The sequence below is a fragment of the Kitasatospora sp. NPDC056731 genome (assembly GCF_040687675.1).
Taxonomy (GTDB): Bacteria; Actinomycetota; Actinomycetes; order Streptomycetales; family Streptomycetaceae; genus Kitasatospora.
Genome location: NZ_JBFBNR010000009.1, coordinates 1 through 20,000 on the forward strand (window position 1 = coordinate 1; position 20,000 = coordinate 20,000).

Genomic DNA, 20,000 nt, shown 5'->3' on the forward strand with positions numbered 1-20,000 from the left:
TTCTCAAGGAACGGACACTTCCTTCGGACCGCCTTCCAGCGGGCCCTCCGGGCGCTTCGTTCTTTCGTGTTTCCAGCTTACCAGATGTTTTCCGCTCCGTTTCCGGCGCTTCGTTCATCCAACTCGCTGGTGTCTTCTGCGGCTTGATGCCCCGTCCGACGTTTCAAACTCTAGCCGATCCCTGCTCCGAAAAGCGAATCGGCCGCAATCCAATAAAACGAACACGCCGAATAAGAACCAAGCCGCGACAAGACGCGACCCAGCCCGAACCGGGAAATGGTGTTTCAAGAGGATTGGCCGCCCCGGGACCGTCCGCGCCGATGCGTGTCCGGTGCTCCCTGCCGAGCGACTAGAGAACACTACCCCTGGCCGGCGTCACGGGCAAGCCGCTGCCGGGGACGGTCCGGGTGCAGAGGGCGCGGCCGGCTTTCACGTACTCGCCGTTGGGGTGGTCGTTGCCGGTCACCCAGTGGCGGGCGGTGGCCTCGTCGCGGCCGCCGTCGCGGTGGCGGCGGAGCAGCCGCTCCTCACGGAGGGCGTCGTCGGTGTCCACGTACCAGAGTTCGCGCAGCAGGCGGCGGGCCTCCGGCCACGGGGTGCCGGTGGAGGCGAGGTAGTTGCCCTCGGTGATGACGAGGCGGGTGTGCGGGCGGACGACGTGGCGGGCGGCGACCGGTTCATCGAGGGTGCGGTCGAAGTCGGGGACGTAGATGTCCTGGAAGCGGTCGGCGGCGATGCGGCGCAGCAGGGCGACGTAGCCGTGGGCGTCGAAGGTGGCGGGGGCGCCCTTGCGGTGGGTCAGGGCGAGGCGGTCCAGCTGGGCGGCGGACAGGTGGAAGCCGTCGAGCGGGACGTACGCGGCGCTGCCGGGGCCTTCGGCGCGTTCGATCTCGGCGACCAGGTGCCGGGCCAGGGTGGACTTGCCGGCGGCGGGCGGGCCGGCAAGTCCGAAGATCGTACGGGCGTTGCTGCCCGGGCCCCGGAGGAAGCCGAGGGCGAGGGCGGTGAGGCGGTCCTCGTTCATGGCCGCACCCTACTCACCGCCGGCCCGGGCCTCACCGCTCGGCGAGGGCGGGCATCTCCAGGGTGAGGGTGCCGGCGTCGGCGTCGAGGACGGCGGGGACGCCGAGCGGGACGGTCAGGGTGGAGGGGCAGTGGCCGAAGCCGAGTTCCCAGATGACGGGTATGCCGAGCGGACCGAGGCGGTCGAGCATGACGTCCCGGACGCGGTCGAGCCGTCCGCAACCGTCCCAGGAGCCGAGCGCGATGCCGGCGACCCCGTCGAACGCACCGGAGCGCAGGAACTGGGTGAGGAGCCGATCGAGCTGGTACGGGTGCTCGTTGACGTCCTCCAGGATCAGGATGCCGCCGGCGTAGGAGGGCCGGGCGGCGGGCGTGCCGCGCTCGGCCGCGAGGACGTGGACGCAGCCGCCCGCGGTGACACCCCGGGCGCGGCCGGGGACGAGGGCGGTGGCGGTCGGTGAGGTGAGCACGGTGGTGGCCGTGGGCTCGAAGAGGGTGCGGCGCAGGTGCTCGGCGGTCGGTCCGTCGGCGATGAAGGAGCCGGCCGCGCTCATCGGCCCGTAGAGGGTGGCGATGCCGAGCCGCTGGGCGAAGGCCTCCTGGAGGGAGGAGACGTCGCTGAAGCCGATGAACGGCTTGGGCGGGGCGGCGCGCATGGCGTCCCAGTCGAGCAGGTCGACCATGCGGTGGACGCCGTAGCCGCCGCGGGCGCAGATGACGGCGTCGACGGTGGGGTCGAGCCAGGCGGACTGGAGGTCGGCGGCGCGGTCGGCGTCGGTGCCGGCGAGGTAGCCGAGGGTGGGGTGGGCGTCGAGGACGTGCGGGGCGACGGTGACTCGCAGGCCCCAGGAGCGGAGGATCGCGCAGCCGTCGGTGAGTCGCTGGGAGTCGATCGGGCCGCTGGGGGCGACGACGGCGATGTGGTCGCCGGGGCGCAGGTGCGGCGGGCGGGTCAGACCCTGGCCGGGCGTGGTCGGGTGCTGGTCCATGGGCCGGGACGCCTTTCGGGGGAGGCCGGGTACGGGCGGCCTCGGTGTGGTCGAGGCCGCCCGGTGACGATATGCCCCCGTTTCGACGGGCCGATGTCCGCGAGCCGACGTCTTCGGGCCGGAGGTACGCCGAAGGTACGCCGGAGGTGCCCCGACGGTGCGGGGCGGTTCTTCAGATCGCCCCCATCACCTTCCTGACCTCGTCGAGGGTGGCGTCGGCGACGGCGTTGGCGCGTTCGGCCCCGTCGCGCAGGACCTGGCGCAGGTGGCCTCGGTCGGCGGCGAGTTCGGCACGGCGGGCGCGCAGGGGGCGGAGGTACTCGTTGACGGAGTCGGTGACGGTGCGCTTGAGCGCGGCGGCCCCGCCGTCGCCGAGTTCCTCGGCGATCTCCTCGGGTGCGCGGTCCTGACAGAGCGCGGCGAGCAGGACGAGGCTGGAGACCTCGGGCCGGTTGGCCGGGTCGTAGTTGATCCGGCGGTCGGCATCGGTCCTGGCACCGCGGATGATCCGGGCGGTCTCGTCCTCGGTGGCGCCGAGGGGGACGGAGTTGCCCCGGCTCTTGCTCATCTTGCCGCCGTCGGTGCCGAGCAGCAGCGGGGCGTCGGAGAGCAGTGCGCGGGGGGTGGGGAAGACGGTGCCGCCGTCGGCGTGCGGGTAGCGCTCGTTGAAGCGGCGGGCGATGGTGCGGGCGACTTCGAGGTGGGGCAGCTGGTCCTGGCCGACCGGGACGAGGTTCGCCTTGCAGAAGAGGATGTCGGCGGCCTGGTGGGCGGGGTAGGTGAACATCAGCCCGTTGACGGCGGACTGGCGGGAGTGCGCGATCTCGTCCTTGACGGTGGGGTTGCGGTTCAGTTCGGCGACGCTGACCAGGCTGAGGAAGGGCAGCAGCAGCTGGTTGAGGACGGGGACGGCGCTGTGCGCGAAGATCGTGGCGCGGTCGGGGTCGAGGCCGGCCGCGAGGTAGTCGAGGACGAGGTTCTCGGTGTGCTCGGCGAGCCGGTCGGCGATGTCCCGGTCGGTGATGACCTGGTAGTCGGCGATCACGACGAACATCTCGACGCCCTGGTTCTGGAGCTGGACGCGGTTGTGCAGGGTGCCGAAGTAGTGGCCGAGGTGCAGCGGTCCGGTGGGGCGGTCCCCGGTGAGGACGCGGTGGCCGGCCGGGTCGGCGGTGAAGGTGGCGGTGGTGGCCACGGACGGGGTCGTCGAGGTCGTCGGGGTCGTCGCGTTGGTCGCGGTCGTCGCGGTGGTCATCGGGTTTCTCCTCGGTACGGCGGCGGTGGCGGCCGTCCGGGGCGGGGGCCCGTTCCGTGGGAAACGCGAAAGGGCCGTCCAATCCGGACGGCCCTGGTCGAGCGGGTGAGGTGGCCGTCCCTCAGGACGGCCACCAGCACTGGCCCGCGTAAAGCTTCATGCGGTCGAGGATAGCGTCGATGCCCGGCGGCGTGGTCGGTTTTCGGCGCTCCCGGTCCTCCCGGTCCTCTCAGTCCTCGACGACCAGCGCGGGGGTGTCCTTGCGCAGCGTCTCGCCGCGGAAGAACTCCGGCCGGGCCAGCCCGTAGCAGGTCATCAGGACGGCGCCGAGCAGCAGGATGCCGACGCCGATGACGAACACCGAGCCGATGCCGAAGACGGCGCCGCTGCCGTAGTCCGGGCTCCAGGCGTCAGTGAGGGTCTGCAGGAAGACCCCGCTCAGCAGCACGCCGCCGAGCAGCGGGGCGATGCCCTTGAGGAACAGGTCGCGGGGGCCGGTGCGCAGCGAGTGGCGGAAGTACCAGACGCAGGCGAACGCGGTCAGCGCGTAGTAGAAGCAGATCATCAGGCCGAGCGCCAGGATGGTGTCCTGGACGACGTTCTCGCTGATCAGGCTCATGCCGACGTAGAAGACGGCGGTGGCGATGCCGGCCGCGACGGTGGCGTACCCGGGAGTGCGGAAGCGCGGGTGGACGGCGCCGAAGCGCGGCGGCACGGCGCGGTAGGCGCTCATCGCGAGCAGGGTGCGGGCCACCGGGATGAAGGTGGTCTGGAGGCTGGCGGCGGCGCTGGCGACGACGGCCAGGAAGAGCAGGACGCTCCACGGCGAGCCGAGGACCGGGCGGGCGAGCGCGGCGAAGACGTTGTCGGAGGTCTCCGGGTTGCTGAGGCCGGAGCCGGTGGAGCCGACGCCCGCGAACATCTGGGCGGCGATCGCGACCAGCAGGTACGAGCCGACCAGGGTGACCATGGAGACCATCGCGGCACGGCCGGGGGTCTTGGCGCTGCCGAGGGTCTCCTCGTTCATGGTGAGGCAGGTGTCCCAGCCCCAGTACATGAAGATCGACAGAGACAGACCGGCGGTGAAGGCGCTGAAGGAGCTGACCTGGAGCGGGTTGAGCCAGGAGAACGAGAAGCCGATCGAGTCGGGCAGGTCGCCGGCGGCGGCCTTGCCGATGGCGATGGCCGAGAAGAGCACCAGCACGGCGAGTTGGAGGCCCACCAGGCTGTACTGGAACCACTTGGTGGCGGTCATCCCCCGGTAGCTCATCGCGGTGGCGCCGGCGATCAGCAGGACGACGGTGAGCAGGTGGACGGCCTGGTTCTGGTCGAGTTCGGCGACCCAGCTCCTGCCGGTCATCTCGCCGAGCATCAGGTAGAGGAAGTCGGTCGCGACCCCGGCCAGGTTGGAGAGCACGATGATGGTCGCGACGGTCAGGCCCCAGCCGGCCATCCAGCCGACCCGGGGGCCGAAGGCCTTGACCGTCCAGGTGAAGGACGTGCCGCAGTCCGGGAAGTCCTTGTTCAGCTCCTTGTAGGCGAACGCGACGAGCAGCATCGGCAGGAAGCCGGCCAGGAACACGGCGGGCATCTGGACGCCGACCGCGGTGACGGTCGGCCCGAGTGTCGCGGTCAGGCAGTAGACCGGGGCGACCGTGGAGACGCCCAGGACCACACTGCCCAGCAGGCCCACCGAGTTGCCCCGTAGACCCTTGTCCCCCGCTCCCCCAGCTGTCCCCTGGTCGGGGACTCCACCACTGATGCCACTGACCGGGGCACCCTGCGGAGCGTCGGGCGCCATTGCCCGGCCGCTGCTTCCGTGCTCTGAGAGCTGCTGATCAAACACCAGCGCACCCTAGGCGCGAGCATGGAAGGTTGAGTAGACCAACCCTTGGTGATCTAAACCACTTGCTTCGATTCGTTCTCGGCGAAGGCCATCAAGGTGCAGCATTAACGGCGCGTTAAGCGGTGTACCTTGGTTTCAAAGGATCAGGGTCAAGAGAATTTCTCCCTTATGTCAAGGTTTGAGATGGTTCGCCCTCGGCCCGGACGGGCCACTACGCCCCCCTCGGGCGCTTCGGATAGGTTTGCCTCACCTAACCTCGATTCGAAGGAGCGTCGCGTGGCCCCCCACCCCGACGGCCTGGTCCTCGCCCCCCGCACCCCCTCCCGCCGCAGGTTCCTCTCCGCCGGGATCGCCGGCGGGGCGGTCCTCGGCCTCGGCGGACTGCTCACCGCCTGCGGCAGCTCCGGCGGCTCGGGCAGCAGCGGCGGCTCCGGCGGCGCGACCCCCGGCACCGGCGGCGCATCGCCCGACCAGAAGTCGGTCAAGCAGGGCGGCGACGACTACGCCACCGTGATCGAGAAGATGAAGGGCTTCGGCACCGACGCCGCCCCCGGCGTCTACCCGCGCACCGTCAAGCACGCCATGGGCGAGACCGTCATCCCCGCCAAGCCCACCCGGGTCGTGGTCCTGGACACCGGCGAACTCGACAACGTCGTCGCACTCGGCATCCAGCCGGTCGGCATCGTCTACACCGACGGCTCCAAGTCCCTGCCGTCCTACCTCAAGGACAAGGCCGGCAACCCGGCCAACGTCGGCACCATCAACAGCCTCAACCTGGAGGCCATCGCCGCGCTCAAGCCCGACCTGATCCTCGGCAGCCAGCTGCGCGCCCAGGACCAGTACGCGCAGCTGTCCAAGATCGCGCCGACCGTCTTCTCGCTGCGCCCCGGCTACCCCTGGAAGCAGAACTTCCAGCTCAACGCCAGCCCGTTCGGCCTGGAGGCCGAGGCCAAGACCCAGCTCGACGCGTACCAGGCGGCCGCCACCGCGATCGGCGCCAAGCTCGGCGACAAGCGGCCCACCATCACGCCGCTGCGCTTCATGCCCGGCCGGACCCGGCTGTACGCCGAGCTGTCCTTCATCGGCACCATCCTCACCGACATCCCGCTGCCACAGCCCAAGATCGAACAGGTCAAGGAACTCGCGGTGGAGGTCAGCCCGGAGCAGATCGACAAGGCCGACGCCGACTGGATCTTCTACGGCGTGTACGGCAGCCCCAGCTCCACCAACCAGGACGCGGTGCTCGGCGGCGCGCTCTGGAAGACCCTCGGCGCGGTCAAGTCCGGTCAGGCCCGGCCGGTTTCGGACGAAACCTGGTTCCTCGGGCTCGGTGTCATGGCGGCCAACGCGGTGCTCGCCGACCTCAAGGGCTTCGTCGCGCCCGGCACTTGAGCCGACACGGGGCGTAGGGGCGGGCAGTGGTCTCGCGCACACCCCCGGAATTGATGCTTGGAGCTGGTCGCGCGGTGCGGGAGGATCATCCGGACCGTCCGCCGAAGGGCCCGTGCCGATGACCTCGCTCCACCCCGCCGCAACCGACCCGTCCCTGCCCGGCCCGCCCGGGGACAGCGCCGGATCCGCGCCCCCGCACGCCGCACGCTGCTCCATCACGACGGCCGCCGAGACCGGCCCGGCCGGCACTCCGGGCGCCGCCCCGTCCGGCACGGCCGGCGGGCCGCGCCAGGCCGGCGGCTCACGCCACGACTCGGTGCCGCAGCCGCGCGGACGGGAGGACGGCGGGGCAGACGGCGGACTCGCGGCGGCGGGGGGCGAGGCGGCTGCGGACGATCCGACGACCTCGCGGCTGCGAGCGGCGCTCGCCGACCGGCTGCGGGCCGCCCGCGCCCAAGGCCGCTCGGTCGCCGACCTGGCGGCCGCGTGCCGGCGACCGGCTACGGAAGTCCGGGCGCTGCTGGGCGAGAGCGCCGAGGACGGGGACGGCGAGGACGGCGCGGTCCGTGAGGGCGGCGCGGGCGGTGAGCGTGTTGAGCACCGTGGAGACGTTCCGGGTGGCGAGGCCGAGGCCGTGGGCGGGCGGGCCGGGACCGGGGCCGGCAGGTTCGGTCGGCCGGCCGTCGCGCCCGAGGGCGACCGGGCCGTGCCCGTGCTGCGCGCGGCGCGCGAGGAACTCCGGGCCGCCGGCTCCCGGCGCCCCGCGCCCTCGCGCCGGCTGCGCCGGATGCACCCGCAGGCCGACGCGACCGGGCAGGGGGCGGCCGCACGGGAGACGGCCGCGACCGAACCGATCGGGACAGCACCTACGACACCCGTGACCTCCGCCGCTCTCCCGGCCGAGGTCTGGGCGGCAGCCGCACCCGGTACAGGTGAACTCATCGGAGGCACGGGGGCGGTGACGGCTCCGTCGGCCGCCGCCCCTGAGGCGGCGTGGGCCGAGACACCACTCGGCATCCTGATCGGCGGCAGCCCGAACCAGCCCGAGGCCGTCGGCCGCCCGGAGGAGCGGGCGCCGGTCCGGGTTACGGCGGAACCGGTCCGGATCGGCCGCGGCACCAGCCTGATCGTGCTGCCCTCCTGGCGCGCCGCCATCGCCGTCTCGGTGCCGACCGAGCAGCTGCTGTCCGCCACCGGGCTCGCCTTCGAGCAGTTGGCCGACGCGCAACTGACCGTGCTGATGAACCCCTGCGCGCTGCACGACCGGGAGCTGGACCTGCACGGTTGGGAATCCGGCCCGGGTGGGCGGGCGCGACGCGGCGGGCGCCCGTAGGGGCGTGCGTTCGTAGCAGCGCGCGTTCGGGGCCCGTCGGCAACGGTCAGGAGACGTCAGCCAGGAGATCGCGGTCGGCCGTGCGTCGGGGAGCGGTCAGCGGGTGGCCGTCAGCGGGCGGCCGGGGCGTTCGGGATGAAGCCGAGGTCGACGGGTACCGGGGGGCGCCCGTCGACGGCCCAGCCCTCGCGGACGGCGGCCAGCAACTCCGGCAGCCGGGGCGGCCAGAGCGCGTCGGCGTGCTCGTCGGCCAGGTCGGCCGGGGTCCACCAGCGCCAGTCGAGGATCCGGTCCTCGGCGTGCACCGCGCTGACGTCACCGACCGGGCCGCGGTGCGGTCCGCCCGTGAGGTAGATGTGCTCGTGCTGACGGACCGGGGTGCCGTGCCAGGTGAAGTCGTGTTCCCAAGTGCAGAGCAGCGGGCCCGGTTCGAGGTCGCTCCAGCCCGTCTCCTCCCAGAGTTCGCGCCGGGCGCCGGTCCACGGGGTCTCGCCGGGCTCCAGCCCGCCGCCCGGCATGGTCCAGTGGACGCCGACCTCGTCGTTGTCCGAACGGAGCAGGAAGACCGAGCCGTCCTCGTCCAGGACCACCGTGCGAGCCGCCTGCCGGGGGACACGTGTACGGAGTCTCAGCAGATTTCGCATCGGATCACTCTCCCAGCACCCGGCCGGGCCGTCGAGCGGGTTTGACGCGCCGAAAGCCGCCGACGCCGCCCCGCCCGGGCCTTACCCTGACGGCCATGCCCGTACCCGCGATCCTCTTCCCCGCCGACCCGCTCAACCCGCGCCGGCCCGACCCGCACTTCGCCTGGGAGGCCAGGCTGCTGCGGGAGTTGGGCGGCGAGCACCACCTGGTCGACCACGACGCGCTGCTCGCCGGGCACGCCGAGCAGGCGGTCCGGTGGGTGCCGCAGGACCGGGGTCCGCTCTGGTACCGGGGCTGGATGCTTCCGTCCGCCCGCTACACCGGCTTCGCCACCGCGCTCGCCGCGCGCGGCTGCGCCCTGCTGACCAGCCCGGCCGGCTATGCGACGGCACACGAACTGCCGGGCTGGTACGACGTGTTCGAGGGGGCGACTCCGCCCAGCACGTGGATCCCCACCGCCGCTTCCGCGGTGCCCGGGCCGGAAGAGCTGGCGGCCGCCGCGGCCCGGCTCGGCGGGAGCGGGCCGGCGATCGTCAAGGACTACGTGAAGTCGCGCAAGCACGAGTGGCACGAGGCCTGCTACGTCCCCGAGTTGGCCGATCTGGCGAGCGTCGGGCGGGTGGTGGCGCGGTTCGTCGAGCTCCAGGGCGAGTTCCTGACCGGCGGGGTGGTGCTGCGGCGGTACGAGGAGTTCGAGCGGCCGGCCGACGGGCCGGGCGGCAGCTCGGTCGACGACTTCGGCGAAGGATCGGAGGAAGGATCGGGCGACGACTCGGGCGGAGGGTCGGATGGCCGTTCGGGCCGTGGGAGCGGGCGGGCCGTGGAGGCGCGGGTGTGGTGGCTGGACGGCGAACCCGTCCTGGTCGGGCCGCACCCCGACGCACCCCATCACGATGTCGAACCCGACCTCACCGGCGTCCGCCCCCTGGTCCGGATGCTCGGCTGCCGCTTCGTCACCACCGACCTCGCCCGCCGGGCCGACGGCTCCGGCTGGCGCGTGGTCGAGGTCGGGGACGGACAGGTCAGCGACCTGCCGCACGGGATCGACGCCACCGGCCTGCTGGCCTCGCTGATCGCCGCCTGACGATCAGTCTGGCGGCCGCCGGCGACGGCCCGCCAGACTGATCGCGGGCAGTCGGCTACCCCGCGGCGACGGCCTCGACCGCCGGATGGCCGTCCGCGATGAACGCCTGCCAGAGCCGGGCGTACGTGCCGCCCCGGGCGAGCAGCTCGGTGTGCGTACCGTCCTCGACCACCCGGCCGTGGTCCAGCACGACGACCCTGTCGGCGCGCTCGGCGGTGGTCAGCCGGTGGGCGATGACCAGCGTGGTGCGGCCGCCGCTGAGCCGGTCCGCGGCCTGGTTGACCACCGCCTCGGTGGCCAGGTCGAGCGCCGCGGTCGCCTCGTCGAGCAGCAGGACGTCCGGATCGACCAGTTCGGCCCGGGCCAGCGCGATCAACTGCCGCTGGCCGGCCGAGAGGTTGCGGCCGCGACCCGCGACCTCGTGGTCGTAGCCGCCGGACAACCGGACAATCATGTCGTGCGCGCCGACCGCCCGGGCCGCCGCCTCCACCTCGGCCGGCGAGGCGTCGGGCCGGCCGTACGCGATCGCCTCGCGCACCGTGCCCGCGAACAGGTACGCCTCCTGCGGCACCACGCCCAGCCGGTGGCGGTACTGCGCCAGGTCGAAGCGGGTGAGGTCGACCCCGTCCACCCGCACGGTGCCCTCCGTCGCGTCGTAGAACCGGGCTACCAGCTTCACCAGCGTCGACTTGCCGGCACCGGTCTCGCCCACCAGCGCCACCGTCTGCCCGGCCGGAATGTGCAGGTCCACACCGGTCAGCACGTTCGGGGCGCCGTCCGCACCGCCGTTGTAGGCGAAGCCGACACCCTCGAAGGAGATCTCGCCGCGCAGCCCCTCGGGCACCGGCACGGGGTCGGCCGCCTCGGCCGTGGCGGTCGGGGTGCGCAGCAGCTCCCGGATCCGGCCGAGGCCCACCGAAGCCTGCTGGTAGCCATCGAACACCTGGGACAGCTGGTTGACCGGCGCGAAGAACAGATCGATGTACAGCAGGTACGCGACCAGCGCGCCGACCGTCAGCGTCCCGGCGTCGACCCGGGCCGCGCCCACGATCAGCACCAGCGCGGCGGCCACGCTGGAGAGGAACTGGACGAACGGGAAGTACAGCGAGATGTACAGCTGCGCGCGCACCCGGGCCTCGCGGTAGGCGACGCCCCGGGCGACGAAGCGGTCCGTGTTGGTATCCAGGCGACGGAAGGCCTGGACGATCCGCATGCCCGCCACGTTCTCCTGGAGGTCGGCGTTGACGGTGCTGATGAGGTCCCGGGACAGCTCGTACTGGTCCCTGGACTTCCGGCGGAACACCAGCGTCGCGATCACCAGCAGGGGCAGCACCGCGAAGACCACCAGGGCCAGGCCGGCGTCGATGATCAGCAGCGCGGCGAAGATCCCGCCGAAGGTCAGCAGGCTGACCACGGCGGTGACCACACCGGTCTGCAGGAAGGACGTCAGCGAGTCCAGGTCGGTGGTCATCCGGGTCATGATCCGGCCGGACAGCTCGCGCTCGTAGTAGTCCAGGCCGAGCCGGTTGAGGTGGGCGAAGATCTTGAGGCGGAGCAGGTACAGCACCCGCTCACCGGTACGGCCGCTGACCCGGTTCTCGGCGCTCTGCACCAACCAGTCCAGCAGCACCACCACCAGCGCGGCGAGCGCGGCCACGGCGACCCCCGACATCAGGGCCTTGCTGACGCCCTGGTCGATGCCGTGCCGGATCAGCACCGGCAGCACCAGGCCGGAAGCCGCGTCGAGCGCGACGAGCAGCAGGGCCAGGGCGAGCGGGACGCGGAAGGGGCGCAGCAGGCGGCGGAGGGTGAAGTCCGGGTCACCGGCCTCGGCCTCGGCGCGCTGGACCGCCGGGGAGTCGGCGGCCGGCGGGAGGGCCGCGACCCTGGCCAGCAGGTCGGGGTCGGCGGTGCGGGCCGCCTTGACCAGGGCGGGGGTGGGGAGGTCGAGGGTGGCCGGGGCGGCGGGTTCCGGGGCGACGGGTTCCGGGGCCGGGGCCTGCGTGGGGGTCGGTTCGTCGACGGGCTCGGAGGCGGACCGCGCCTCGGTCTGCTCGGCGGTCTGCTCAGCGGTCTGCTGCTCGGGGGTCTGCTGCCCAGCGGGCTGCTCGGGGGTCTGCGGAGAGGTCTGCGCGACGGTCTGCGGGGCCTCGGACGACCGGGGTGTGCGGCCGGCCTCGGGGTCGGTGATCAGAGCCCGGTACTGGGGACATCGGGCGTCGAGTTCCTCGTGCGTGCCGATGTCCAGCAGCCGGCCGTGATCCAGGACGGCTATCCGGTCGGCGAGCTGCAGGGTCGAGCGGCGGTGGGCGATCAGCAGCGTGGTGCGGCCGGTCATCACCGAACGCAGCGCGTCGTGGATCTCCGCCTCGACCTGCGGGTCCACCGCCGAGGTGGCATCGTCCAGCAGCAGGATCCGGGGGTCGGTGAGGATCGCCCGGGCCAGCGCGATCCGCTGGCGCTGGCCTCCGGAGAGGGTCAGGCCCTGCTCGCCGACCTTGGTCTCGTAGCCGTCCGGCAGCGCGCGGACGAACTCGTCGGCCTGGGCGGCCCGCGCGGCCGCCACGACCTGCTCGTCCGTGGCGTCCGGACGGCCGTAGGCGATGTTGGTGCGGACCGACTCGGAGAACAGGAAGCTCTCCTCGGGGACGATGCCGACCGCCGACCGGACCGAGTCCAGGGTGAGGTCGCGCAGGTCGTGGCCGTAGAGGCGGACGGCGCCGGCCGCCGGGTCGTAGAAGCGCGGCACCAGCTGCGCCACCGTCGACTTGCCGGAGCCGGAAGCCCCGACCAGGGCGAGGGTCTCGCCGGGGGCGAGCTTCAGGCTGAGGCCGTGCAGGACGGGGGCGGGGTGCTCGGGGTCGTAGCGGAACTCGACCTGGTCGAACTCCAGGGCGACATCGGAGGTTCGGGGGCCTGTGGTGGCGCGGGTGTCTGCGGTGGCACGGGGGCTTGCGGTGGCGCGGGGGCCTGCGGTGCTGCCTTCGCGGGTGCCGTCCCCGGTGAAGTCCCCGGTGAGGTCCAGGGTGAGCGCGTCCGGGCGCTCCTGGACCAGCGGGCGCTCGTCGATCAGCTGGAGGACGCGCTCCACGCCGGCCCGGGCCTGCTGGCCGACCGTGATGACCATGGTGAGCATCCGCACCGGTCCGGTCATCTGCGCGACGTAGGTGGAGAAGGCCACGAAGGTCCCGAGCGACACCTGGCCGTCGACGGCCAGCCAGCCGCCGAAGGCCAGCACCGCGACCTGCGCGAGCGCCGGGACGGCCTGCATCGCCGGGTTGTAACGGGCGTTGAGCCGGATCGACCGGAGCCGGGCCGCGAACAGGTTGCGGGAGGCCCGCTCCAGCTTGTCCAGCTCCTGCGCCTCCTGACCGAAGCCCTTGACCACCCGGACACCGCCGATCGCGCCGTCCACCACACCCGCGACGGCGGCCGCCTCCTGCTGGGCGGCCCAGGTGGCGGGGAAGAGTCGCTTCCGGCTGAGGACGGTGATCCACCACAGCGCGGGGGCCATCACCAGGGCTATCAGGGTGAGCGGCGGGGAGAGCCAGACCATCACGGCCAGCGACATGACGAACATCAGCAGGTAGCCGGTCATCATCGGCAGCATCGAGAGCAGGCCGTTGATCAGCTGGAGGTCGGAGGTCGCGCGCCCGACCACCTGGCCGGTGTCCAGCCGGTCCTGGCGGTGGCCGTCGAGCCGGCCGAGCGAGCGGAACAGGTCGCTGCGCATGTCGTGCTGGACGTCCAGGGCGAGCTGGCCGCCGTAGTAGCGGCGGACCTGGGTGCAACCGAAGACGACGACGGCGGCGAGCAGCAGCACCACCGCCCAGGGGACCAGCGAACGGGTGTGCGCGGTGATGACGTCGTCGATGATCAGCTTGGTGACCAGCGGCACCAGCGAGGTGACGGCCATGCCGACGAGCGAGGCGCCGAAGGCGAGCAGCACGCTGCGACGGGAGCGCCAGCAATAGCCGACCAGGCGGCGCAGCCAGCCGACGGCCTGCGGGTCGTTGCCGTCCGGCTGCGGGTGGGCGCCGTCCGGCTGCGGGCTCGCGCCGGGGTCCGGTGAGCCGCTCGGGGATTGCTCCACCGTGGATCCGTGAGTCTCAGGCATATTTAGGGATGCTAACCATTTCGTCGGGTGGCCGCCATGGCGTTTCCGGCCCGGATGGGGCCGGAGCGGGCCGGGGCGGCCCGGATCGTCCGGTCCGGCGGACTGGCCAACAGCCTGCGGCCTGCGGTGATTCCCGGCCGAACGAACGCACGGCCCGCCGACCCGCCCACCTCCAGGGTCGCCCGCCTCCGGGGTCGCCCGCCTCCAGGGTCGCGGACGGGCCGCCGAAGGCCCAGCGGCCCGGGGCGGGCGGGCGCCGTCCTTTGGTCCTAGACCTCCGACCTCGGAGCCGGACCGCCAACCTTGGGCTTGGAATACCGAGCGGGCCGTCCGGGTGCGCAGGACTCAGGCCTGCGCGGACACCGACTCGGCCGCCGCCGCGAAGGCGCCGTGGGCGAGGGCGTGCAGCAGGACGGCCATGCCGTCGCGCTGGAGGCCGGAGCGCTCGTCCTGGGCGGGGCCCGGGCCTAGGCTGTGCGGGGTCGAGTTGATCAGGCCGAAGACGGCATGGACGGCGGCCCTGGCCACCGGTTCGGCGGCGGGGCCCGTCAGCTGCGGATAGACCTGCCGGACCACGTCCACCCACAGCTCGACGTAGCCGCGCTGGAGCCGGCGGACGGTGCGGCGGTCCTCCTCCTTGAGGTTCAGCAGCTCGCGGTCGTGGAGGGTGATCAGGTCGCGGTCGTCGAGGGCGAAGTCGACGTGGCCGCCGATCAGCGCGTCCAGTGCGGCGGCCGGACCATCACCGCCCCCCGCCCGGCGCCGCCCCTCCTCCAGCAGGCGCTCGCTGATGCCGATCAGCAGATCGGCGAGCATCGCGTCCTTTCCGGCGAAGTGGCGGTAGAGCCCGGGGCCGCTGATGCCGACGGCCTTGCCGATCTCGTCCACACCCACCCCGAGGAAACCCCGGGCCGCGAAGAGTCGCGCGGCCTCCCGACGGATCTGGTCGCGGCGTGGGAGCGCGGAGGCTGCGGGGACGTTCGGCATGCTGCCCATCGTAGACAGTGGGGTTATCGGCCGTTAACCTGGGCGCGTGAGTTAACGTTAATTAACGTGGGGTCCATGGGCGCACCGCATCCGGCCGCCCGCCTGGTGCCGAGGGCAAGGGAGCTCTTGGGAATGGTCATCTCAACCGCCGGTGTACCCACCGGCGTCCATGGCAGCGCAGCGGCCGGCACCACGGCGGCGCCGGGTGCCGTACCGCCGGGAGCCGCCGCTCCCGCGCCCCGGCTCGGCACTGCGGTCGACCCGGGCTCCACCGCCTACCGCGCCAACACCGAGGCGCACCGGGCCCTGGTCGCCGAGCTGCGCGAGAAGCTCGACGCGGCGGCCCTCGGCGGCGGCGCCAGGGCCCGCGCCCGGCACACCGCGCGCGGCAAGCTACTCCCCCGCGACCGGGTGGACGCCCTGCTCGACCCGGCCTCACCCTTCCTGGAACTGGCCCCGCTGGCCGCCGACGGGATGTACGACGGGGCGGCGCCCGCGGCCGGGGTGATCGCGGGCATCGGCCGGGTCGCCGGACGCGAGGTGGTGGTGGTCGCCAACGACGCCACCGTCAAGGGCGGCACCTACTACCCGATGACCGTGAAGAAGCACCTGCGTGCCCAGGAGGTCGCGCTGGAGAACCGGCTGCCCTGCGTCTACCTGGTGGACTCCGGCGGCGCCTTCCTCCCCATGCAGGACGAGGTCTTCCCGGACCGCGACCACTTCGGCCGGATCTTCTACAACCAGGCCAGGCTCTCCGCCGCGGGCATCCCGCAGATCGCCGCCGTGCTCGGCTCCTGCACGGCTGGCGGGGCGTACGTCCCGGCGATGAGCGACCAGGCCGTGATCGTCCGCAACCAGGGCACGATCTTCCTGGGCGGGCCGCCGCTGGTGAAGGCCGCCACCGGAGAGGTGGTCACCGCCGAGGAACTGGGCGGCGGTGACCTGCACTCCCGCACCTCGGGGGTGACGGACCACCTGGCCGAGGACGACGCCCACGCCCTCTCCATCGTCCGCACGATCGTGGCCGGGCTCGGCCCGCGCTCGGCCAGGCCGTGGCCGCTCACCCCGGTCGAGCCGCCGGCCGTGGACCCGGCCGGCCTGTACGGGGCCGTCCCGGTCGACCCGCGCACGCCCTACGACGTGCGCGAGGTGATCGCCCGGCTGGTCGACGGCAGCCGGTTCGCCGAGTTCAAGGCCGAGTACGGCGCGACCCTGGTCACCGGCTTCGCCCGGATCCACGGCCACCCCGTCGGCATCGTCGCCAACAACGGCGTGCTGTTCTCCGAGTCGGCCCTCAAGGGCGCCCACTTCATCGAATTGTGCGACCAGCGCGGCATCCCCCTCCTCTTCCTGCAGAACATCACCGGGTTCATGGTCGGCCGGCAGTACGAGGCGGGCGGCATCGCCAAGCACGGCGCCAAGATGGTCAACGCCGTCGCCAGCACCCGCGTCCCGAAGCTGACCGTGGTGATCGGCGGCTCGTACGGAGCCGGCAACTACTCGATGTGCGGCCGGGCTTACTCACCTCGCTTCCTGTGGATGTGGCCGGGCTCGAAGATCTCCGTGATGGGCGGCGAGCAGGCGGCGTCCGTCCTCGCCACCGTCCGCCGCGACCAGTTGGAGACCCACGGCGAGCAGTGGCCGGCCGAGGCGGAGGAGGAGTTCAAGCGCCCCGTCCGCGAGCAGTACGAGCGCCAGGGCAACGCCTACTACGCCACCGCCCGCCTCTGGGATGACGGCGTGATCGACCCGATGGACACCCGCACCGTCGTCGGCCTCGCCCTCACCGCCTGCGCCAACGCCCCGCTCCCGCCGCCCGGCCCGTACGGGGTCTTCCGGATGTGACCCCGCCCCGGCGGGTGTGACCCGCCCCCTCCCACGCGACCTCTCCTCTCCTGTCGGTGTGACCCCGCTCCTGCGGGCGTGACTCCCGCGGCGCCGGCGCACCCGGGCCGGCGCCCTCCTCTCCACCGCCGCCACCCCGCCGCCACCTCCTTCGTACGGCTCCCCTCGACCCGGAGGAACGCCTCCCATGTTCGACACAGTTCTGGTCGCCAACCGCGGCGAGATCGCCCTCCGGGTGATCCGCACCCTGCGGCGGCTCGGCGTGCGCTCGGTCGCCGTGTTCAGCGACGCCGACGCCGACGCGCCGCACGTCCGCGAGGCCGACGTCGCCGTCCGGCTCGGCCCGGCCGACCGCAGCGACAGCTCGGCGGCCGAGACCTACCTGCGCACCGACCAGATCCTCGCCGCCGCCCGCCGCACCGGGGCCCAGGCCGTCCACCCCGGTTACGGCTTCCTCGCCGAGAACGCCGGCTTCGCCCGCGCCTGCGCCGACGCCGGCCTCGTCTTCATCGGACCTCCTCCCGGTGCGGTCGAGCTGATGGGTGACAAGATCAACGCCAAGGAAGCCGTCCGAACCGCCGGCGTTCCGGTGGTCCCCGGCAGCCAGGCCACCGCGCCCACCGACGGGGATCTCCTCGCCGCCGCCGAGGAGATCGGCTACCCCGTCCTGCTCAAGCCGTCCGCCGGAGGCGGTGGCAAGGGCATGCGCCTCGTGCGGGACCGCGCCGACCTGCCCACCGAGATCGCCGCCGCCCGCCGCGTCGCCCGGACCGCCTTCGGCGACGACACCCTGCTGCTGGAACGCTGGGTCGACCGGCCGCGCCACATCGAGGTGCAGGTGCTCGCCGACGCCCACGGCACCACCGTCCACCTCGGCGAGCGCGAATGCAGCCTCCAGCGCCGCCATCAGAAACTGATCGAAGAGGCTCCCTCCGTTCTGCTCAATGCCGAGACCCGCGCCGCGATGGGCGCCGCGGCCGTCCGCGCCGCGGAGTCCTGCGGCTACACCGGGGCCGGCACCGTGGAATTCATCGTTCCCGGCATCGACCCGGACTCCCCCGCCACCGCCTCCACCGAGGGGGTGCGGGACTTCTTCTTCATGGAGATGAACACCCGCCTCCAGGTCGAACACCCCGTCACCGAACTCGCCGTCGCCGTCGGCGACGATTCAGCCCGACTCGACCTGGTCGAGTGGCAGCTGCGGATCGCCTCGGGCGAGCGGCTCTCCTTCGATCAGTCCGACATCTCCTTCCTGGGCCACGCCATCGAGGCCCGGATCTGCGCCGAGGACCCGGAACGGGACTTCCTGCCCACCGGCGGCCGCATCCTCGTCCTGGACGAGCCCCAGGGCGAGGGCGTGCGCGTCGACTCCGGAGTCGCCCCCGGATCCGTCGTCACCAGCGCCTACGACCCGATGCTCGCCAAGGTCATCGCGTACGGGCCCGACCGCCCGACCGCGCTGCGCCGGCTCCGCGCCGCGCTGGCCGACACCCGCATCCTGGGCGTCACCACCAACACTGGCTTCCTACGACGGCTGCTCGCACACCCCGAGGTCGTCGCCGGCCGGCTGGACACCGGCCTGGTGGAACAGACGGCCCAACAGCAGCCCGCCCTGCTCGCCTCGCCGTACTCCCCCGCGAACGCGCCGAACGGCGCGAACGAGACCGGCGAGGCCGACGAGGCCAACAAGGCCGATGACGCGCACGAGGCCGACGCCACAACTGCCGACCCGCTGACGGCCGAGACGCCACCACCTGCCCACCTCCTCTACTACGCGGCCGCGCTGGCGCGGCACCTGGACCTCACCCCGGCCGCCGACCCCGGCGGCTGGACCGACCCCTTCTCCCTTCCCTCCGGCTGGCGCCTGAGCGGCACCCCCGCCTGGACCACCCACCGACTCCGTACCCCCGGCCAGGATCCGGTTTCGGTGCGCATCCGTTCGATCACTGCGGGCAACGTAGCCGATGCCACTGACAATCCCGCCGAGCTCACCCGCGAGGTCGAGCTCCGGCTCGGCGCCGGGCCCGTCCACCGGGCCCGCGCGACCCGGACCGCCGACCGGCTGCACCTGACCGTCGACGGCCTGCAGACCACGTTCGCGCTGGCCACCGACGCCGCTCCCGGCCTCGCCGCCGGCCCGGTGACCTGGCTCGGCATCGAGGGCGACGCCTGGTCGCTGCACGCCCACGACCCGGTGGGCGAGCGCGCCGCCGGAACCGCCGCCCACCACGGCGCCCTGACCGCCCCGATGCCCGGAACCGTCACCGTCGTCAAGACCACGACGGGCGAGACGGTCCGCAAGGGCCAGCCCCTGCTCGTGCTGGAGGCCATGAAGATGGAACACGTGATCGCCGCCCCGCACGACGGCGTGGTGGCCGAGCTGCGGGCCACCGCGGGCGCCACCGTCGCGATGGAGGAACTGCTGGTCGTGGTCGCCCCGGCCGGGGACGGCGCCGACGAGCAGGCCGCCCCCGCGCCCGCCGGGGTGCGGTCATGACCGCACCCGCCCGCGAGCCCGACGCGCTGGACCTGGGCCTGCCCGACCCCGTCCGCGCCCCCGGCCTGCCCGAGGAGGTCCGGATCCACGAGGTCGGACCGCGCGACGGGCTGCAGAACGAGGGCTCCCTGGTGCCCGTGGAGGTCAAGGCGGAGTTCATCGCCCGGCTCGCGGCCGCCGGGCTGCGCACCGTCGAGGCGACCAGCTTCGTCCACCCGAAATGGGTCCCGCAGCTGGCCGACGCCGAGGAGCTGATGCCCCGGCTCGCCGGCCTGCCGGAGCGCCACCCCGGCCTGCGGCTGCCGGTGCTGGTGCCCAACGAACGCGGCCTCGACCGGGCGCTCGCCCACCACGCCGCCGACGTCGCGGTGTTCGCCAGCGCCACCGAGACCTTCGCCCGCCGCAACCTCAACCGCTCGGCGGACGAGGCGATGGAGATGTTCCGCCCGGTCGTGACGCGGGCGACCGAGGCCGGGCTGGCGGTCCGCGGCTACCTCTCGATGTGCTTCGGAGACCCCTGGGAAGGTCCGGTCCCGGTCTCCCAGGTGGTCGGGTACGGCGTGCGGCTGCTGGAGATGGGCTGCGCGGAGCTGAGCCTCGGCGACACCATCGGCGTGGCCACCCCCGGGCAGGTCGGCGCCCTGCTGGCCGGCTTCGCGCGGGCCGGGGTGCCGGCCGGCCGGCTCGCCGTGCACTTCCACGACACCTACGGCCAGGCGCTCAGCAACACCCTGGCGGCCCTGCGCGAGGGGGTCACCACGGTGGACGCGTCGGCGGGCGGCCTCGGCGGCTGCCCGTACGCGAAGAGCGCCACCGGCAACCTGGCCACCGAGGACCTGGTGTGGATGCTGCACGGGCTCGGCATCCGGACCGGGGTCGACCTGCGCGCGCTGGTCGCCACCAGCGGGTGGATGGCCGAGCGGCTCGGCCGTCCGAGCCCGTCCCGCACCGTCCAGGCGCTGCTCGGCGCCGCCCGGGGCTGACCCC

General features: G+C 73.1%; 13 protein-coding genes. 6 read left to right on the plus strand and 7 right to left on the minus strand.

Translation table 11 applies throughout. The features are described from left to right. Positions 1 to 349: 349 nt before the first annotated feature. The 4 genes from AB0R04_RS11255 to AB0R04_RS11270 form a co-directional block, all read right to left on the minus strand. The gene (locus tag AB0R04_RS11255; protein WP_363370074.1) at positions 350 to 1,024 is read right to left on the minus strand and encodes a nucleoside/nucleotide kinase family protein; all 675 of its coding nucleotides are present in this window, start codon (positions 1,022 to 1,024) and stop codon (positions 350 to 352) included. Between the two features lie 31 nt (positions 1,025 to 1,055). Beyond that, positions 1,056 to 2,012, minus strand: coding sequence for an LD-carboxypeptidase (locus tag AB0R04_RS11260; protein ID WP_363370076.1), 957 nt, complete (start codon positions 2,010 to 2,012; stop codon positions 1,056 to 1,058). A 172-nt stretch (positions 2,013 to 2,184) separates the two neighbouring features. Continuing rightward, positions 2,185 to 3,267, minus strand: coding sequence for a tryptophan--tRNA ligase (gene trpS, locus AB0R04_RS11265; RefSeq protein ID WP_363370078.1), 1,083 nt, complete (start codon positions 3,265 to 3,267; stop codon positions 2,185 to 2,187). A 229-nt stretch (positions 3,268 to 3,496) separates the two neighbouring features. After that, entirely contained in the window at positions 3,497 to 5,068 is a 1,572-nt protein-coding gene (locus AB0R04_RS11270; protein ID WP_363370079.1) for an APC family permease, read from the minus strand. A gap of 321 nt (positions 5,069 to 5,389) precedes the next feature. On the opposite strand from AB0R04_RS11270, the gene AB0R04_RS11275 reads away from it, so the two are divergent. Further along, complete coding sequence (locus AB0R04_RS11275; protein ID WP_363370081.1) at positions 5,390 to 6,505, plus strand: iron-siderophore ABC transporter substrate-binding protein; 1,116 nt, start codon at positions 5,390 to 5,392, stop codon at positions 6,503 to 6,505. A 118-nt stretch (positions 6,506 to 6,623) separates the two neighbouring features. Next, complete coding sequence (locus tag AB0R04_RS11280; protein ID WP_363370083.1) at positions 6,624 to 7,838, plus strand: hypothetical protein; 1,215 nt, start codon at positions 6,624 to 6,626, stop codon at positions 7,836 to 7,838. Positions 7,839 to 7,948: 110 nt separating this feature from the next. On the opposite strand, the gene AB0R04_RS11285 is transcribed toward AB0R04_RS11280, so the two are convergent. Then, the gene (locus AB0R04_RS11285; RefSeq protein WP_363370085.1) at positions 7,949 to 8,482 is read right to left on the minus strand and encodes an NUDIX domain-containing protein; all 534 of its coding nucleotides are present in this window, start codon (positions 8,480 to 8,482) and stop codon (positions 7,949 to 7,951) included. Positions 8,483 to 8,577: 95 nt separating this feature from the next. Between AB0R04_RS11285 and AB0R04_RS11290 the strand changes: the two genes are divergently transcribed. Next, on the plus strand, positions 8,578 to 9,567 hold the full coding sequence (locus AB0R04_RS11290; protein WP_363370087.1) for an ATP-grasp domain-containing protein: 990 nt from the start codon (positions 8,578 to 8,580) through the stop codon (positions 9,565 to 9,567). Positions 9,568 to 9,622: 55 nt separating this feature from the next. Here the strand turns inward: AB0R04_RS11290 and AB0R04_RS11295 are convergent, their stop codons facing one another. Together AB0R04_RS11295 and AB0R04_RS11300 are read right to left on the minus strand one after the other, a co-directional pair. Next, on the minus strand, positions 9,623 to 13,684 hold the full coding sequence (locus AB0R04_RS11295; RefSeq protein ID WP_363370089.1) for an ABC transporter transmembrane domain-containing protein: 4,062 nt from the start codon (positions 13,682 to 13,684) through the stop codon (positions 9,623 to 9,625). A 345-nt stretch (positions 13,685 to 14,029) separates the two neighbouring features. After that, positions 14,030 to 14,671 (minus strand): TetR/AcrR family transcriptional regulator, encoded by a 642-nt coding sequence (locus tag AB0R04_RS11300; protein ID WP_107452927.1) that lies wholly within the window; start codon positions 14,669 to 14,671, stop codon positions 14,030 to 14,032. 132 nt (positions 14,672 to 14,803) lie between these two features. Here AB0R04_RS11300 and AB0R04_RS11305 point away from each other — a divergent pair, with 132 nt between their 5' ends. The 3 genes from AB0R04_RS11305 (at position 14,804) to AB0R04_RS11315 (ending at position 19,996) form a co-directional block, all read left to right on the plus strand. Next, positions 14,804 to 16,516 carry a carboxyl transferase domain-containing protein gene (locus AB0R04_RS11305; protein WP_363370091.1) on the plus strand — a complete coding sequence of 571 codons (1,713 nt, stop codon included), beginning with the start codon at positions 14,804 to 14,806 and terminating at the stop codon, positions 16,514 to 16,516. Between the two features lie 187 nt (positions 16,517 to 16,703). Continuing rightward, positions 16,704 to 19,013: a biotin carboxylase N-terminal domain-containing protein gene (locus tag AB0R04_RS11310; RefSeq protein ID WP_363370093.1), complete on the plus strand. Its 2,310-nt coding sequence runs from the start codon at positions 16,704 to 16,706 to the stop codon at positions 19,011 to 19,013. Then, the gene (locus tag AB0R04_RS11315; protein WP_363370095.1) at positions 19,010 to 19,996 is read left to right on the plus strand and encodes a hydroxymethylglutaryl-CoA lyase; all 987 of its coding nucleotides are present in this window, start codon (positions 19,010 to 19,012) and stop codon (positions 19,994 to 19,996) included. The genes AB0R04_RS11310 and AB0R04_RS11315 overlap by 4 nt, the downstream gene beginning before the upstream one ends. Positions 19,997 to 20,000 lie beyond the last annotated feature (4 nt).

Coding starts and splice junctions, on each gene's coding strand:
- AB0R04_RS11310 (WP_363370093.1), top strand. CDS start 16,704: ATGTTCGACACAGTTCTGGTCGCCAACCGCGGCGAGATCGCCCTCCGG.
- AB0R04_RS11270 (WP_363370079.1), bottom strand. CDS start 5,068: ATGGCGCCCGACGCTCCGCAGGGTGCCCCGGTCAGTGGCATCAGTGGT.
- AB0R04_RS11290 (WP_363370087.1), top strand. CDS start 8,578: ATGCCCGTACCCGCGATCCTCTTCCCCGCCGACCCGCTCAACCCGCGC.
- AB0R04_RS11255 (WP_363370074.1), bottom strand. CDS start 1,024: ATGAACGAGGACCGCCTCACCGCCCTCGCCCTCGGCTTCCTCCGGGGC.
- AB0R04_RS11315 (WP_363370095.1), top strand. CDS start 19,010: ATGACCGCACCCGCCCGCGAGCCCGACGCGCTGGACCTGGGCCTGCCC.
- AB0R04_RS11260 (WP_363370076.1), bottom strand. CDS start 2,012: ATGGACCAGCACCCGACCACGCCCGGCCAGGGTCTGACCCGCCCGCCG.
- AB0R04_RS11285 (WP_363370085.1), bottom strand. CDS start 8,482: ATGCGAAATCTGCTGAGACTCCGTACACGTGTCCCCCGGCAGGCGGCT.
- AB0R04_RS11300 (WP_107452927.1), bottom strand. CDS start 14,671: ATGCCGAACGTCCCCGCAGCCTCCGCGCTCCCACGCCGCGACCAGATC.
- trpS (WP_363370078.1), bottom strand. CDS start 3,267: ATGACCACCGCGACGACCGCGACCAACGCGACGACCCCGACGACCTCG.
- AB0R04_RS11280 (WP_363370083.1), top strand. CDS start 6,624: ATGACCTCGCTCCACCCCGCCGCAACCGACCCGTCCCTGCCCGGCCCG.
- AB0R04_RS11295 (WP_363370089.1), bottom strand. CDS start 13,684: ATGCCTGAGACTCACGGATCCACGGTGGAGCAATCCCCGAGCGGCTCA.
- AB0R04_RS11305 (WP_363370091.1), top strand. CDS start 14,804: ATGGTCATCTCAACCGCCGGTGTACCCACCGGCGTCCATGGCAGCGCA.